The organism is Ruegeria sp. BHSB058 (assembly GCF_059613285.1).
On the sequence record NZ_JBXWSF010000017.1, the window covers coordinates 18,716 to 33,484 of the forward strand.

Annotated in this window: 13 protein-coding genes; 5 read left to right on the forward strand and 8 right to left on the reverse strand. The window is 54.0% G+C overall.

What is annotated here, in order from left to right; genetic code table 11:
- The first annotated feature begins 227 nt into the window (after positions 1–227).
- Positions 228–1,979 carry a glycosyltransferase family 2 protein gene (locus tag AC2FNB_RS06645; protein WP_496745239.1) on the forward strand — a complete coding sequence of 584 codons (1,752 nt, stop codon included), beginning with the start codon at positions 228–230 and terminating at the stop codon, positions 1,977–1,979.
- Here AC2FNB_RS06645 and AC2FNB_RS06650 read toward each other — a convergent pair.
- Both AC2FNB_RS06650 and katG read right to left on the reverse strand, forming a co-directional pair.
- Positions 1,970–3,505, reverse strand: a complete 1,536-nt coding sequence (locus AC2FNB_RS06650) for an alkaline phosphatase family protein (RefSeq protein ID WP_496745241.1) — start codon at positions 3,503–3,505, stop codon at positions 1,970–1,972. The two genes, AC2FNB_RS06645 and AC2FNB_RS06650, sit on opposite strands and share 10 nt — an antisense overlap.
- 194 nt (positions 3,506–3,699) lie before the next feature.
- Positions 3,700–5,871 carry a catalase/peroxidase HPI gene (katG, locus tag AC2FNB_RS06655; protein WP_496745243.1) on the reverse strand — a complete coding sequence of 724 codons (2,172 nt, stop codon included), beginning with the start codon at positions 5,869–5,871 and terminating at the stop codon, positions 3,700–3,702.
- 192 nt (positions 5,872–6,063) lie between these two features.
- Here katG and AC2FNB_RS06660 point away from each other — a divergent pair, with 192 nt between their 5' ends.
- Positions 6,064–7,026, forward strand: a complete 963-nt coding sequence (locus AC2FNB_RS06660) for a beta-keto acid cleavage family enzyme (RefSeq protein ID WP_496745245.1) — start codon at positions 6,064–6,066, stop codon at positions 7,024–7,026.
- On the opposite strand, the gene AC2FNB_RS06665 is transcribed toward AC2FNB_RS06660, so the two are convergent.
- Genes AC2FNB_RS06665 through AC2FNB_RS06690 form a run of 6 tightly spaced genes read right to left on the reverse strand, consistent with a single transcriptional unit; the run spans position 7,027 to position 11,410 of the window.
- Positions 7,027–8,409: a DUF4384 domain-containing protein gene (locus tag AC2FNB_RS06665; protein WP_496745247.1), complete on the reverse strand. Its 1,383-nt coding sequence runs from the start codon at positions 8,407–8,409 to the stop codon at positions 7,027–7,029.
- A complete protein-coding gene (locus tag AC2FNB_RS06670) occupies positions 8,406–8,816 on the reverse strand; it encodes an ExbD/TolR family protein (protein ID WP_480750815.1) in 411 nt (136 codons plus the stop codon). The genes AC2FNB_RS06665 and AC2FNB_RS06670 overlap by 4 nt, the downstream gene beginning before the upstream one ends.
- Positions 8,813–9,244: an ExbD/TolR family protein gene (locus AC2FNB_RS06675; protein ID WP_480750814.1), complete on the reverse strand. Its 432-nt coding sequence runs from the start codon at positions 9,242–9,244 to the stop codon at positions 8,813–8,815. Before AC2FNB_RS06675 ends, AC2FNB_RS06670 begins: the two co-directional genes overlap by 4 nt.
- A 12-nt stretch (positions 9,245–9,256) precedes the next feature.
- Entirely contained in the window at positions 9,257–9,877 is a 621-nt protein-coding gene (locus tag AC2FNB_RS06680) for a MotA/TolQ/ExbB proton channel family protein (RefSeq protein WP_496745249.1), read from the reverse strand.
- Between the two features lie 2 nt (positions 9,878–9,879).
- On the reverse strand, positions 9,880–10,305 hold the full coding sequence (locus tag AC2FNB_RS06685) for a hypothetical protein (RefSeq protein WP_480750812.1): 426 nt from the start codon (positions 10,303–10,305) through the stop codon (positions 9,880–9,882).
- Between the two features lie 22 nt (positions 10,306–10,327).
- Positions 10,328–11,410, reverse strand: coding sequence for a hypothetical protein (locus AC2FNB_RS06690; protein ID WP_496745251.1), 1,083 nt, complete (start codon positions 11,408–11,410; stop codon positions 10,328–10,330).
- A 202-nt stretch (positions 11,411–11,612) separates the two neighbouring features.
- Here AC2FNB_RS06690 and tssA point away from each other — a divergent pair, with 202 nt between their 5' ends.
- The 3 genes from tssA (at position 11,613) to tssC (ending at position 14,732) form a co-directional block, all read left to right on the forward strand.
- Positions 11,613–12,656 (forward strand): type VI secretion system protein TssA, encoded by a 1,044-nt coding sequence (gene tssA / locus AC2FNB_RS06695; protein WP_496745253.1) that lies wholly within the window; start codon positions 11,613–11,615, stop codon positions 12,654–12,656.
- A 61-nt stretch (positions 12,657–12,717) separates the two neighbouring features.
- Positions 12,718–13,233 (forward strand): type VI secretion system contractile sheath small subunit, encoded by a 516-nt coding sequence (gene tssB, locus AC2FNB_RS06700; RefSeq protein ID WP_480607686.1) that lies wholly within the window; start codon positions 12,718–12,720, stop codon positions 13,231–13,233.
- 2 nt (positions 13,234–13,235) lie between these two features.
- Positions 13,236–14,732: a type VI secretion system contractile sheath large subunit gene (tssC, locus tag AC2FNB_RS06705; protein WP_480750809.1), complete on the forward strand. Its 1,497-nt coding sequence runs from the start codon at positions 13,236–13,238 to the stop codon at positions 14,730–14,732.
- The last annotated feature ends 37 nt before the right edge of the window (positions 14,733–14,769 follow it).

Here is a 14,769-nt window from a genome sequence, read left to right on the forward strand (position 1 = left end):
GTATTTTATGTGTGTTGTCCTTTATTTGGCTTGAGGATGCAAAGGCGAATTGCATCTCAGCAGTCAAATCGTGTCCAACAATGGTAGTCTGTTCTTTCTGCACGTATATCGGGACCTGACGACCGACCACAGGCAACACAGGACGAAACATGCCCGCCCAACACGGCATTCTTGAAAAGCTGCGAAAACGCAAAAGCCCCAACGGCACCATCATGGCAGTATCTATGATGAAAGACGAAGCGCCGTATTTGTTGGAGTGGTATGCGCATCACCTGGCAGTCGGGTTCACTGATATTCTCGTCTATACCAATGATTGCTCTGACGGAACGGTGGAAATGCTTCAGCGTCTGGAGGAGCTTGGTCTGGGCTATCACCGGCACAACGTCATTCCTGATGGTGTCAAGCCGCAGCCATCTGCGCTGAAACATGCGCAGGCCGAGCCCTTGGTTCAGGCCGCAGATTGGTTGCTGGTTTTCGATGCTGATGAGTTCTTGTGCATCAACCATCCATCCGGAAATCTTGACGGATTGATTTCCGACGCCGTGGAAAAAGGAGCGAATGGCATTGTGATCACCTGGCGAATATTCGGCTCAGGTGGTGTGGTTGATTGGTCGCGCAAGCCGGTGACAGAACAATACCTGCGTGCGGCACCGCCCCTTTGGAATAAGGGTTGGGGGGTCAAAACCTTGTTCAAGTTCGATCCAGAGTATTGGAAACTTGGTATTCATCGACCTTCGATCAAGAACAAGCATCTTGAAACTGGTTTCCCAGAGTCGGTGAAGTGGCTGAACGGTTCTGGTCTTTCGATGGAAGACTATTTCAAATTTCGAGGTTGGCGCTCCATCCGACGCACGCTCGGCTATGAATGGGCACAAATGAACCACTACGCGGTCAAGTCTGTGGATGCATATGCCGTTCGAAAATTTCGAGGCAACGTCAACAACAAAAAAGACAAGTACAATTCCGACTATTGGGCCTTACAGGATCGCAATGAAGTCGAGGATCGCTCCATTCTGCGCCATGCACCTCTCGGGCGGGAGATCATGCAGGCTCTCCTCATGGATCCCGTGCTTCGAGCGTTGCACGAGGCGGCGTTGGATCGAATTGAGACGCGGCTCGATGCGTATAAACAGACGCCCGAATACCAAGGCCTGAAAAACGAATTGATTGAGGCGGGTAAGACACCGATTGCCAAGGTGGTGGCCAAACCGCCGCAGCCTCGCGACCCGGCCAAGATAGCGGCGATGATGAGCCGCGTGGAAAGAACGGCGACTGAAAAATTTGAAAAACCCAGAGAAGCAAATACAGATTTCCAAACGGTCGCATCGCCCTACGTGGGACAAGATGCGCGTCTTTCCACAGCTGCATCAACTCAGTGGTTTTTGAACCATGACATCGAATTGCCAGCCGATCCGGGGCTATTCTCATCCGAGGCTCTCAACTCCATTGTTGCGGGCAGGTTCGATCGGCGGAACGCCAGAAATATCGGGGGTTACCTCGATGGTTGCGCGCGGCTCCTCGAAATCGGGAGCGGTGTGGGTTTTGTTCCCCTAAAAGCCAGTCGTGATCTTCCGAAACTGGTTATAATGGCGCAGGACTGCCGGTCAGGCCTTGTCAGGGCGGCCAGAGAAATCGCGCGGCGCAACGGGTTGGAGAATTCGTCGCGCCTCAAATTCAGCGATGGGTTTTTGTCCTTTGAGGCTGACCGGCAAGGGCAGGCTTCGGGCCTTGCCGCATATCTTACAGATTTCAGGCCTGATGTTCTTCGCCTCGCGGCACCCGACCAGTTGCCGTCCGAACTTTTGCGTACGGCATCGCTAAGCTGTGTGGGCCGCGTGATCATTCCATATGCAGGTGAGCAAGCACGTGACCTATCACGACAAGAATACGGCCCTGTCTTGGCCGATCTTGGGCTAACGGAATCGATGGACAGGGCCGAAAGCGGTTCGCTACAATTCGACAGGGAACCTCAGATATAGCGGCGTCTCGATTGCGGTCCCATGGCCGAAATTGTGTTCAGTGATAATGTGTGATCCATGTTCTGCATCCTGTGCCGCAACATTTGCCGGGTCAGGCGGGAAAGGTCGTTCGCGTACTCGGGTTTGCCGGCCACATTCTCAAATTCGCCTTTTCCGCAGTGGTCAAACAAAATTGGCGGCAGGTCGGCGGCGAATTCCACAAGCGTGAATCTATTGTCTCGCAAGATACCAAGGCAGGAATTCGATGGATTGGTCCCCAGCGCTTTTTCCCATTCTGTCGGCTTTGAAGGTTGGGAAAAATCCAGTTCGCTGAACGTGTAGGTACGCCAGTCATCTGGCACATCGCCGTTCATCAGCGGAATTAGAGAGCGCCCATCCATCGAATTGGGAATGTCGCAACCGATCCAATCGAGAATGGTCGGCGTTATGTCGATGGTCTCGGTTGGTGCGGAAACAACCTTGCCAGCTCGGGCTTTGTTTCCCGGCATTCGGATGATGAGTGGTGTCTGATACGCAGCGTCATAAACAGTCATCTTTCCCCATGAATGGTGATCACCCAACATTTCGCCGTGGTCCGCCGTTACGACCAGAAGTGTGTTATCATACTGACCGCTATCCTTGAGATGCTGAATTGCCCGGCCGATATGGTGATCGACCTCGGTTGCCAGACCAAGATAGATCGACCTCAGCGTCTGGATATTTTCGTCCGTTGCTTCCAGCCCGGGGAACCCTTCGACAAATGTCTCGATAGAACTGGTTTTTATGAGCGGAGCAAAGAACGGGTGAACCGCGCATTCCTGTTCGACAGATGTCAACCTTTTAGGCAAAGGCAAAGACTGCGGATTGTACATACGGTTGTAGGGGCAGGGAGCGACTAGTGGTGGGTGAGGACGGATATAAGTTAGATGGGCGAACCAGCTTTTGCCGTGATGCGCTGTGATTTTGCCAAGGAAAGAATTCGTCAGGAACGCAGTATCACTATCTTCAGCTGAGTAGAGAGCGGGGTCATTCAGGCGTGGTTTGCCGCCATCTGGCGCAATCGGCTTGTATACATCCCAGTATTTTTCGAATTCGTACCCCTGCTGGATCAAATGCGATTGCCATGGATACGACATTTCAAGCCGCATCTCGGTCATCTCGTGAAAACCAGTCATTGGGTATTCATAGGTCTTCATCGCCGGGTCGTTGGGGTGGTGGACACGTGGATCTGAAGAGGTGTCGGTATACCCGAAAAGCATTGGCAGCAGTCCTGCCTTGCGCATCTCAGTTGCCAGATTGGGTATGTCATGGCGCAATGGCGTGCCGTTTCGCACTGATCGGTGGTTCATCGCGTATTGACCGGTCAGGATGGATGCGCGCGATGGCCCACAGGGGTTGGTGACCGAGAAATGTCGATCGAAACTCACCGCGTCCTGCATGAGCGCGCGAAGGTTCGGGAGATCGACGTGCTGGGCCAACTCTCCGCTCAAACAATCCGCTCGCAGTTGGTCAATGATGATGAACAGAACGTTACGCGTGGCGGACATCAGGCTTCTCCGAGGAAATAGCGAAATCAAGTGATAGGTAGGTCAGCGAAATGCGTCCAGATCAAAACGGACTAACAACGTCCGAACCTGGGGGCTCGAACCATTCGTTTATGCCGCATCCGCGGCGTCAGTAGTAATGGAAAAAGGGCGCGACGGTTGACCGCCGCGCCTTTTGGATCACGGGCTTGGAACTGTCATTTCATATCGAAGCGGTCCGCATCCATCACTTTGGTCCAGGCTGAGATGAAATCGGTCACAAGCCGGGCCTGACCATCGTCCTGCCCATAGATTTCGGCAATTGCCCGAAGTTGCGAGTTGGAACCGAAAACCAGATCGACCCGAGTCCCGGTCCACCTGACGGTCCCGGTTGCCCGGTCGCGACCCTCGAAAATGTTCGATGAACCCGACGCCGGTGTCCATTCGGTTCCCATGTCCAACAAATTGACGAAAAAGTCGTTGGTCAACTTGCCGGGACGCTCGGTCAGCATACCATGGGTCGCCCCGCCCTGGTTCGCGCCAAGCACCCGCAAGCCACCGATCAAAGCTGTCATCTCGGGCGCGGAGAGACCCAGCAACTGAGCCTTGTCGATCAACAACTCTTCGGGCGAGATCGAGTATTCGGCTTTCTGGTAGTTGCGGAAGCCATCGGCAATTGGCTCCAGAACAGCCATGCCTTCGGGGTCAGTCTGATCTTGCGTTGCATCGCCCCGGCCCAGTGTGACCGTAACGGTTGCATCGTGCCCCGCGTCTTTTGCTGCCTTTTCGATTGCAGCAGAACCGCCCAGTACAATCAGGTCCGCCATCGAGACGGGCCGCGGAAATTCATTGCGGATGCCCTCCAACACTTGCAACACACGCCCAAGCTGTTCCGGATCGTTGGCTTCCCAGCGGTTCATCGGTTCCAGCCGTATGCGTGCACCGTTGGCGCCGCCGCGGTGGTCTGAACCGCGATACGTCGAAGCCGAAGCCCAGGCGGTTTTGACCAGGTCGGACACGGACAGGCTGGATTCGAGGATTTTTGCCTTGAGCGAAACAACATCGGCATCAGACAGTTTGGTTTCCGATGGCGGGATCGGATCTTGCCAGATCAGATCTTCAGCAGGAACTTCTTCGCCCAAATAGCGCGATTTTGGCCCCATGTCGCGGTGAGTAAGCTTGAACCACGCGCGTGCGAACGCTTCGGCAAACTCTTCCGGGTTGGCGTGGAAGCGGCGCGAGATTGGGCCGTAGATCGGATCCATACGCATCGCCATGTCGGCCGTAGTCATCATGGTTTTGACTTTTTTCGACGGATCATGTGCCTGCGGGGCCATATCTTCGTCGGTCACGCCAACCGGTTCCCAAATCCATGCTCCTGCCGGTGATTTGGTCAGGTTCCAGTCATAGCCAAACAACAGATCGAAATAGCCGTTGTCCCACTTCGTCGGATTTGCCGTCCAGGCACCTTCGATGCCACTGGTAGTGGTGTCATCCCCTTTGCCGGTCCCATATGCATTGATCCAGCCCAGACCCATGGTTTCGATCGGCGCGCCTTCAGGCTCGGGGCCAACGAGCGCCGGATCTCCTGCACCATGGGCTTTCCCGAATGTATGGCCACCAGCCACCAGAGCCACGGTTTCTTCGTCATCCATCCCCATTCGACCGAATGTTTCGCGGATGTCGCGGCCGGAGGCCAGAATATTGGGCTCGCCATCGGGTCCTTCCGGATTCACATAGATCAGGCCCATCTGCACGGCAGCCAGCGGATTTTCCAGCTCCCGATCTCCGGAATAGCGCTTTTCACCCAGCCATTCGGATTCAGTGCCCCAATAGACGTCTTCTTCGGGTTCCCAGACATCCGGCCTGCCGCCGCCAAAGCCGAATGTTTTGCCGCCCATCGATTCAATGGCGCAGTTTCCGGCCAAGATCATCAGGTCTGCCCAAGAGATTTTGTTGCCGTACTTCCGCTTGATCGGCCACAGCAGCCGTCGCGCCTTATCGAGGTTTCCGTTGTCAGGCCAACTGTTCAGAGGAGCAAACCGTTGTTGACCTGTGCCGCCGCCGCCGCGTCCGTCGCCAGTGCGATAGGTCCCGGCACTGTGCCAGGCCATCCGAATGAAAAGCCCGCCATAGTGACCATAGTCCGCTGGCCACCAATCCTGACTGTCAGTCATGAGGTCGTAAAGGTCTTGTTTGAGTGCTTTGAAATCCAACGAGTTGAACTCTTCAGCATAGCTGAATGCCTCTCCCATCGGATCGGAACGGGAGGAATTCTGGTGCAGGATTTTCAGGTTCAGCTGGTTTGGCCACCAGTCACGGTTCGAGCGCGTGCCAAGCGCGGTACTGCCATGTATGACTGGACATTTGCCTATGTCATTTCCGTCCATAATTCTCTCCATCGAATATGTGTTGGTTTTTCGGCCCATGTTGGGCCGCGCGTTTCATAGAAAAGGCTAGCAGACGAATACCATCAACATAAGTTGCATTTATCAATCGTTGCGATAATAAAAAGTTATGATGGATCATTGGAGAGTAATGAACGTCCAGAATTGGGTATTGGGTGGATATCTGCTCGCGACATGGCGACCTTGACGGTTCGCATTCAGGATACCAAAAAAGTTGGTGTTTCGGGTTCGTCATGCGGCCAATTCAAAAGACTAGCGGTAAGTGTGAATATGGGAAAAGCAATAATCTGCTGTGCTCTGAACGGTGTGCTGACTGATCCTCTGCAGCACAACGTACCGGTCACTCCGCAAGAAATGGCAGAAGAAGCTCGCAGAGCCTACGAGGCCGGAGCCGCCATTGTTCACATCCACTTACGGCAACAGGGTGAAGGCAAAGGTCATCTTCCAAGCTGGGACATTGATCTTTCGCGAGAGATTCAGGCAGCTATCAGAGATTCCTGCCCAAGCATCATCATCAATCATACCACTGGAGTTGTGGGTTGCGACTATCGGGGGGTCTTGGACGTCATCAAGGCGACCAAACCGGAAATTGCCGCCTGCAATGCAGGGTCGCTGAACTATCTGAAGGCCCGAAAAGATGGGTCTTGGGCTTGGCCACCAATGCTGTTCGACAATCCGGTCCAGAAAGTTCAGGATTTTCTGACTGCGATCCAAGCTGCCGAAGCGATCCCGGAGTTCGAGTGCTTTGATACCGGAATTGTTCGTAGCGTGGGAATGTACCGCCAGGCCGGAATGTTTTCGGGCACTGCTCACCTGAACTTTGTTATGGGTGTCGCGTCGGGACAACCTGCACGGGTAGATCTTCTGCCGATCCTTGCAGATTTGGCTCCTAACAATTCCAGATGGCAAGTAACCGCGATCGGTCGCTCCGAAATCTGGCCTTTGCACCGTAAAGCCGCAGAGCTTGGCGGGCATTTACGCACCGGTCTCGAAGACACGTTTTATTTGCCTTCCGGAGACAAGGCCGCATCAAACGGAGCACTAATCGAAGAACTCGCACGTTTGGCCCGAGAGGCCGGTCGCGAAATAGCGTCGACGCAAGAGGCGCGAAAACTTATTGGTATCAAGGCAGTTTAATCAATTTGGCGACGTGGCAATAAAGAAGTACACCCACTCTCCCTTGAAGTCCGAATTCTCCGCCCGAAGAGCGGAAACTCGCTCCTTCAGCCATTCCAGATAGTCTTCGGCGGGTTCGCCTAAAGGTCGAATGCCATCATAAAGTGGTTCGGACGTGGCGAAGGCCGCCGCGATCTCCTGTCCGAACGGTGGTCCTATGGTGATAAACAATCCTGGATCCCCGAGTTTTTCCGCCCCGATCTTCAGGTCCGATTTCGCCGGAGATTTGACCAAATCAACGTTTTCGTTTGGGCTGAGATGAATGACCATTCCATCAGCATCAAAATAATCGACATAAACATAGGCGTCGTAATCCGGCGCAGTTAGATCCAGAACCAGTTGCTGGCCTTCGGAATAGTTGAATTCTCGGGCGTGGGCATCTGGGCCAACAATCAGCGGATTGGTTATCTGATCCGTTGACTGAGGCAGGCCGACATCACCTATGCCTGACAAGGCCCCGCATTGCGGACGTGGCAGGATCAACAAGTTGTCGGTTACAGAAATGCTTTGACCCATCTGGGCTTGCAAGGCAGCTATTATCGGTGCTTGCATATTGTATTCCGGCACATGGCCGACAACTTCCAATGTGTTGTTTTCAGGGTGAAATTGCACCTGTATCCGCGAACAGGGCACTTGGGACAGAACGCCCGAGATTCCGTCACGCAACTCGGTCGAGGCGCTTCCGGCGTTGCTTGGGTCGACAAAACTTTGGAACGCCGCGATTGATACAGGGTCAACGGTTGCGTCTCCACTACCTGAAAATGCCAGTGCGGCAACCATAACCGTTTCCGGAAGCGGTGCGGTAGAAAGCGTGGTTGTTTGTGGTTTTTCGATTTTCGCCGATACCGGCAGAGGCTGATCGAGTGAAATCGCGTTGCTGGACGGTGGCCGGGTTTGAACCATATCGCCGATGTCGGAAGCATCCCCAGCAACAAGCGTCGTTGCTTTGGGAACAGCCGCCGATATTTGTGTTGCGTCGATGATCTCCGACTGCCCTACAGTAGGCCGGACACTGGCTTGAGTGGCCTTTTGGCCACGTTTCGGCACAGGCTGTAATGCCTCAAAATCGGGGGCAAGGCTTTTTCCCCGGGTTTGCGGAATGGTGCCTTGGCCGATGCGCCGACCGGTAGTATTCGATGTTGCTGCTGTTTGCCTTTCAGGGACGGCCTCGGCTGCGTCAGACCGCTCAACCTGGTAGGTTGACAGATGCATCTTGGTCTCCGGCATCGATTGTTCGTAAACCACTTTCGGTTCAAACGACCATAACAGAATTCCCCCGCATACGGCGTGCAGGGCGACTGACCCCACCAATCCGAGACCCCAGATAGCAGGCTCGCCGATCATGGAGTGACCGGCGGTGGCGTGACCACCAAAACCTGATCACGCACTCCAAGCTGTTCCAGTCTGGTGATCAGGGGCAGAACATTTCGTAGTTCGACGTCCTTATGTGCATTGATGCGCACGAGAGTATCCGGTGTTTCTCGAATTTCCTTTTTCAAAAAAGCAAAGATTTGTTCGGCATCAGAGGCCACCCCGTCCAGAGCCAACGATCCCGTTGTGCTTACAGATATCGTCGTCCCGCCCGCTGGCATGTCCGCGCCGGTTCGGGCTTCGGGAGGTGATACGTCGAATGGCGCGGTTGCATCCATCCGCCCGATGAGCATGAAAAACACCAACAAAAAGAACACCACGTCTATCAATGCGATGATCGTTTCCGGCTGAGGGCGCGGGGCAGGGCGGGTGATCCTCATGATCGGGTCTCCAGCCGGATTATCCTTACCTTGGTAGCGCCTGCGCTTGTTAGGGTGTCCATCAGCGAAACCAGAGCTTGCATATTGGCGCCTCCGGTCGGAAGAACAATGACGCTCAAACGGGGATTTTGCGCCGTCCGCGTTCGTATTATTCCGCCCAATTCTGTAAACTCAAGTTCACGACCACGGATCACTGGAACCCCGTCCGCGCCTAGTCGGATCAACAAGGTGCCCCCCTGTTCTGCGGTGGGTGGCGATGCCTCTTCACTCTGGTCCGTCCGCGAAAGCGCGGGGATCATGTCGAGGTTCAGATATGTCGACGTAACCATGAAGAAGACCAACAAGATCAACATCACATCGATCATCGGAACCAGAGAAATCAGCGCCTTCTGGTGCAGTGGACGTTTCAGGATCACCTCGGCTGCCATCGTTGCCTATCCTCAGTCATCGCCGCGTTCTTCGATAACCATCAATCGACCAACCGAGTTCTCGATAGCCTGCGCACCACGTTCTGCGCGCGCGTTTAACAGCGTCGCGCCTACAGCAGCGGGAATGGCGACCAATAGGCCTGCGGCAGTCGTCAGCAACGCTTGCCAGATACCACCGGCCAAGACCGCTGCGTTTGCCGATCCCTGCGCCAGTTCGAGTTCCTGGAAAGACTGGATCATGCCGGTGACCGTCCCCAATAGCCCCAACAAGGGACTGATCATCGCGATGAGTTCAAGCGCACGAATCATGCTGTTCATGGAAGCGAACTCCTCGTTCCCCCGCCGGGTCAGTTCTGCCAACAATGCGGGTCCTTTGAATCCTTCGGCCAAGGCTTGCATGGCATAAGCGCAGACGCGATCAGCGGGTGCCTTGCCAGCAGAGACCTGGAGTTGCGCCTGAGACTTATCGCCTTTCGCCCAATGTGCCAAAGCAGCATCACGCATCGGGCCGCCAGAGGTAACGGGCCACAAGCGGATCGCCTTAACGACAATCAGGGCCAGCGAGAAAACCGACAGAACCGCCAAAAGCGCGATGATTGGCCCTCCGGGACCAAGATTTTCAAACCCATCCATGATCACTTCGCCAAGATTGCAGAGGTTTTGCTGTTCAGTTCCAGAATTGGGAAACAGTCTGTCGGTTCTGAATTTTGCGGTTTGCAAGCTGACAGATCGTGCAGCAAAACTTCGGAAATATTGCCGCAATCAATCTCGGGAATTTCGAAAAGTTTGAGGACTGTCCGTTGGATTGGTAGTGGGGCAGCGTCGACAGAAAGTAAGCGGTCGATGACCCCGCTGCCGTCGAGAATAGCCAAAGACATTTCAAATTGCTCATAGCTGTTGCCTGTGTGATTTCGAAACAGGAAAAAGGCGCGGCAACCACCAGTTTCGATGGCTTCGAATTTGTTCAATTCAACAGTTAGCTTCTCCTCCGCGGTGCTGACGCCAGGTATAGTGGCAAGAAAAACACCGAGTGCGGCCAGCGCCAGTTTTGAAATCTTCATGTTCACCTCCGCTTTACCTTGCTCACGTTATGTGTTTCAGGGCGTCGTTCACTTTCCGCAGTGTAGTTGTAACCGTCGATCTGATGCTGGTTTCGACAAACCCGTTGGAATCTATTGTCTTGAAAAACTCAGAGTTGACGACTTTCAGATGTTTTTGCGCGTGTGCTCTTGCGGTGACAGCCAGCCGACGGCGTTTGGCAGCTGAATCGGCCGTAGCTAACTCGCCCAAAACCGTTTCCAGGGTTGTATCCATCTGCGTTAGCGGCTGCAGCTTTCGTACGATTTGAGAAGCAGCATTTCGAAATCGGTATTCGTCCTTGGTCGCAGCATTGATTGCGACGATCAAGGCGTGCACGTCCTTTGCCGTTGCCTTGCGGGCAGCTATCCAGTCTTGTCGTGCCCTGTTCAGCGCATTCGGGCCTGGTTGTGCGACATCCGGAGAAGGGGCATCTATATCACGCGACATATCGGCGATACGCTGAGCCAGATTTACAATCGACTGGGAAACAAAGGTCATGTCGCCAGCTTTGATTTTTTCCGAAATTGTTTTGGCTTCGGTCGCGGCGAGTTGCTGTGCTTCGGGTCCAATGCGGGCGGCGCGCAAGACCAAGTCGCGCAAGTGCTTTGATGCTTTTTGTCTGGCTGGTCTGTCAGATGCTTGATCTGACTGTTCAGACGTCGAACGGGTGTCAGGCGTTGGCGCGGTCTCCTCGTGGTTTGGGGCAAGATGCTTTGCGCCGGCCTGGATTTCACCGACGTCGCTCTCTTCTTCGAGGATGGTTCCACTCGCGTCCGTCGCGGTGACTTTTGCGGAAACGCTGTTGTTTTTCAGGTATTTGCGAACTCTTTTGGCTAAATTGGGAAGCGGCATGTCGCACGCGAGTGTGATCATGTTTGCGTCAGCAGTCAGAACACCGAACGCAACTTTGGTAAAGCCGCCTTGCTTTTTAGCCTCTTTTCCCAGTGTCGATGGTGGCTTGCGCCGATCAATGAAAAGGCAATCATCGTTTTTGGAGTCGATGCAGAATGCGAACGCCAATGGTTGCTTTCGGGCAATACCCACCATCTGCCGCAATTCAGCTCCGGTAACCGGTTCTACTCCCATTGGAAACCGCCTCACGCGCAATATGAATTTGACTTTGAAGAGACAATAAGGCTGACTGTGGGTCAAGACAGGAGCTGGGAATATCGATCTTGAAACGTATTTGTTGATTTCGTATTGGCGTTTTCTTCGGCTGGTTGGGCCTTAGGGGGTGCCGCTATGTATGAGACAACATTGAAAAAATGAAAAAAGCCCTGAGGAATGAATGGATCTGGCAGCCTACCTAGAACCGCGCGATGCAAACCCGCCGAGTGGCGAAAATCTTGAATACGAGGCCATCTTCACGGATTTGGAACTGGCGGCCCAGCCAGGCGAAGAACGCCAGATGGGTACCGAGGTTGTAGCTGCGGAAGAACAGGATTGGACCGACGTCCGGACTAAAGCCCTTGAGGTTATGGAGCAAAGCCACGAGATCCGTGCGGCGGTCTTTCTGGTTGAAGCCGTACTGAACTCATCCGGTTTGCCCGACTTTGCGTCGTCTCTGGGATATATCCGCAGCCTACTTGAAGACTATTGGGATTCTTGTCATCCCGAATTGGACGAAGACGATGGTGACGCAACCATGCGGATCAATGCGGTGCAAGGTCTTGCGTCTTCAGATCGAGTAATCCGCGCCTTGCGGCGGTGCCCACTGACCGACAGCCGTATGTTCGGTCGCCTAACGCTGCGCCATGTTGATGTTGCTGATGGTACAATTAACGCACCCGCCGACATGGACAATGTACCGGACATGAATGCGGTGTTGGCCGCGTTCAAGGACACAGATGAAATTGTTCTGAATGCCAACTCCGAAGCGGTCAAAACGGCGCTGGAACATTTGCAAGCCATTGATGCGGTTTTCAACGAGCAAACACCGGGCGAAGGCCCTGATCTCGAACCGCTAATTAATTCCGTAAAGCAGGTACAGCGAGCGTTGTCACAGCATGGTGGTTCCGGGTCTGCTACGGCGTCGGAAACTGCGGATGAAGGACAGCCTGTGGAAATGCCTTCTGCGCCGACGGGTGGAGCACCGGCTGTTGGCGGCGGCGCAATTAATTCGGCCCGTGATGTTACCATGATGCTGGATCGGATCATGGATTACTATGCCCGGTGTGAGCCTTCGAGCCCGATCCCAGTTTTGCTGGAACGGGCCAAACGTCTCGTCAATGCCGATTTTTTGACAATAATCGAAGATATGGCGAAAGAAGGTTTGGATGAAGTTCGTCGGATCGGTGGGATCAAACCCAAAGACGATTACGACTCTTATTAACTGCCTGCACCGATCACCGCACGCGGTACAACAGAACTGAAAAAGGATTGAGGAGCAACAGATGGCCGACAGTTCGCAAAAATTCATAGCGCGAAACAGGGCGCCGAGAGTTCAAATTGAATACGATGTGGAACTTTACGGAGCCCAGAAGAAGGTTCAGTTGCCCTTTGTGATGGGCGTAATGAGCGACCTGGCAGGTAAGTCCGAAGTTGAGCAGCCTCCGGTTGCAGATCGGAAGTTTTTGGAAATCGATGTCGACAACTTTGATGACAGGATGAAGTCGATGGCGCCGCGCGCCGCGTTCACGGTTCCAAATACGTTGACCGGCGAAGGCAACATGGCTGTCGATATCACGTTCGAATCCATGGACGATTTCAGTCCGGCGGCTATTGCCCGCAAGGTAGAGCCACTGCGCGAGTTGCTTGAAGCCCGAACCCAGCTATCGAACCTGATGACGTATATGGACGGCAAGACGGGGGCTGAAGACTTGATCTCAAAAATCATTCAAGACCCGGCATTGCTGAAAACACTGGCAGCACAACCAAAGCCGGGCGGTGAAGCGAGCGAGGAGGAATAAAAATGGCCGAAGAAGAAGCCCAAGTCCAACAAGCTGAAGGTCAAACCGCATTCGGATCGTCCGAATTTGAAGCGTTGCTGCAAAAGGAATTCCGGCCCAAGTCCGATCAAGCGAAAACCGCCGTCGAGTCTGCTGTCAAGACACTGGCGGAACAGGCCTTGGCGAACACAGCGCTGATTTCGGATGACGCGTTGCGCTCTATCGAAAGCATTGTCGCGGAGATCGACAAAAAATTGACCGAACAGGTCAACCTGATCCTGCACCACGAAGACTTCCAGCAAATGGAAAGCGCGTGGCGCGGGCTGCATTATCTCGTCAACAACACCGAGACTGATGAGCAGTTGAAAATTCGGGTCATGAACATCTCCAAGAAGGACATGCACAAGACTCTGCGCAAGTTCAAAGGGACTGCGTGGGATCAATCTCCGATCTTCAAGAAGCTCTACGAAGAGGAATTCGGCCAATTTGGTGGCGAGCCATATGGCACGTTGGTGGCTGACTATCACTTTGACCACAGTCCGCAGGATATTGAATTGCTGGGCGAGATGGCCAAGGTCGCAGCGGCAGCACACGCGCCGTTGATCACCGGCGCCAAACCAACTCTGTTCCAGATGGACAGTTGGTCCGAACTTGCCAACCCGCGCGATCTGACCAAGATTTTTCAGACGCCGGAGTATGCTGCCTGGCGGTCTCTGCGCGAAAGCGAGGATTCCAAATACATCGGCCTTGCAATGCCACGATTCCTTGGTCGTTTGCCCTATGGGTCCAAGACTGAACCGGTCGAGGAGTTCGCCTTTGAGGAAGACACCGAAGGCGCAGACAGCAACAAGTACAGCTGGGTGAATGCGGCTTACGGTATGGCCGTGAATATCAACCGTTCATTCAAGCAATATGGCTGGTGTTCGCGTATTCGCGGCATCGAAAGTGGCGGGGCATTGGAAAATCTCCCGTCACACACCTTTGCGACCGACGACGGCGGCGTGGATCAGAAATGCCCCACCGAAATAGCCATCGGGGACCGGCGCGAGGCAGAACTTGCTAAAAACGGTATGATGCCACTTATTCATCGCAAGAACTCGGATCTGGCGGCCTTTATCGGTGCGCAATCCTTGCACAAGCCGGCGGAATACAACGATCCGGACGCGACCGCGAACGCGAATTTGGCGGCGCGTTTGCCTTACCTGTTCGCGACTTGCCGTTTTGCACACTACCTCAAATGCATGGTTCGGGACAAAGTCGGATCGTTCAAAAGCCGCAATGATATGCAGGACTGGCTGCAGGAATGGATCAACGAATATGTTGATACCAACTCTGAGATATCGTCCGAAGCCGAGAAAGCGCGTAAACCCTTGTCGGCGGCTGAAGTTGTTGTTGAAGAGGTCGAAGGAAACCCCGGTTACTATACGTCCAAGTTTTTCCTGAGACCGCACTATCAACTCGAAGGCCTGTCAGTTTCGTTGCGGCTGGTCTCGAAACTCCCGTCTGAAAAGGGCGCGTAGTAGACGCTGAACATGCCTTTCCGCAGCACGGCTCGGC

Coding starts and splice junctions, on each gene's coding strand:
- AC2FNB_RS06670 (WP_480750815.1), bottom strand. CDS start 8,816: ATGAGGATCACCCGCCCTGCCCCGCGCCCTCAGCCGGAAACGATCATC.
- AC2FNB_RS06675 (WP_480750814.1), bottom strand. CDS start 9,244: ATGGCAGCCGAGGTGATCCTGAAACGTCCACTGCACCAGAAGGCGCTG.
- tssB (WP_480607686.1), top strand. CDS start 12,718: ATGGCCGACAGTTCGCAAAAATTCATAGCGCGAAACAGGGCGCCGAGA.
- tssC (WP_480750809.1), top strand. CDS start 13,236: ATGGCCGAAGAAGAAGCCCAAGTCCAACAAGCTGAAGGTCAAACCGCA.
- tssA (WP_496745253.1), top strand. CDS start 11,613: ATGGATCTGGCAGCCTACCTAGAACCGCGCGATGCAAACCCGCCGAGT.
- AC2FNB_RS06660 (WP_496745245.1), top strand. CDS start 6,064: ATGGCGACCTTGACGGTTCGCATTCAGGATACCAAAAAAGTTGGTGTT.
- AC2FNB_RS06690 (WP_496745251.1), bottom strand. CDS start 11,410: ATGGGAGTAGAACCGGTTACCGGAGCTGAATTGCGGCAGATGGTGGGT.
- AC2FNB_RS06665 (WP_496745247.1), bottom strand. CDS start 8,409: ATGATCGGCGAGCCTGCTATCTGGGGTCTCGGATTGGTGGGGTCAGTC.
- AC2FNB_RS06680 (WP_496745249.1), bottom strand. CDS start 9,877: ATGGATGGGTTTGAAAATCTTGGTCCCGGAGGGCCAATCATCGCGCTT.
- AC2FNB_RS06685 (WP_480750812.1), bottom strand. CDS start 10,305: ATGAAGATTTCAAAACTGGCGCTGGCCGCACTCGGTGTTTTTCTTGCC.
- AC2FNB_RS06650 (WP_496745241.1), bottom strand. CDS start 3,505: ATGTCCGCCACGCGTAACGTTCTGTTCATCATCATTGACCAACTGCGA.
- AC2FNB_RS06645 (WP_496745239.1), top strand. CDS start 228: ATGAAAGACGAAGCGCCGTATTTGTTGGAGTGGTATGCGCATCACCTG.
- katG (WP_496745243.1), bottom strand. CDS start 5,871: ATGGACGGAAATGACATAGGCAAATGTCCAGTCATACATGGCAGTACC.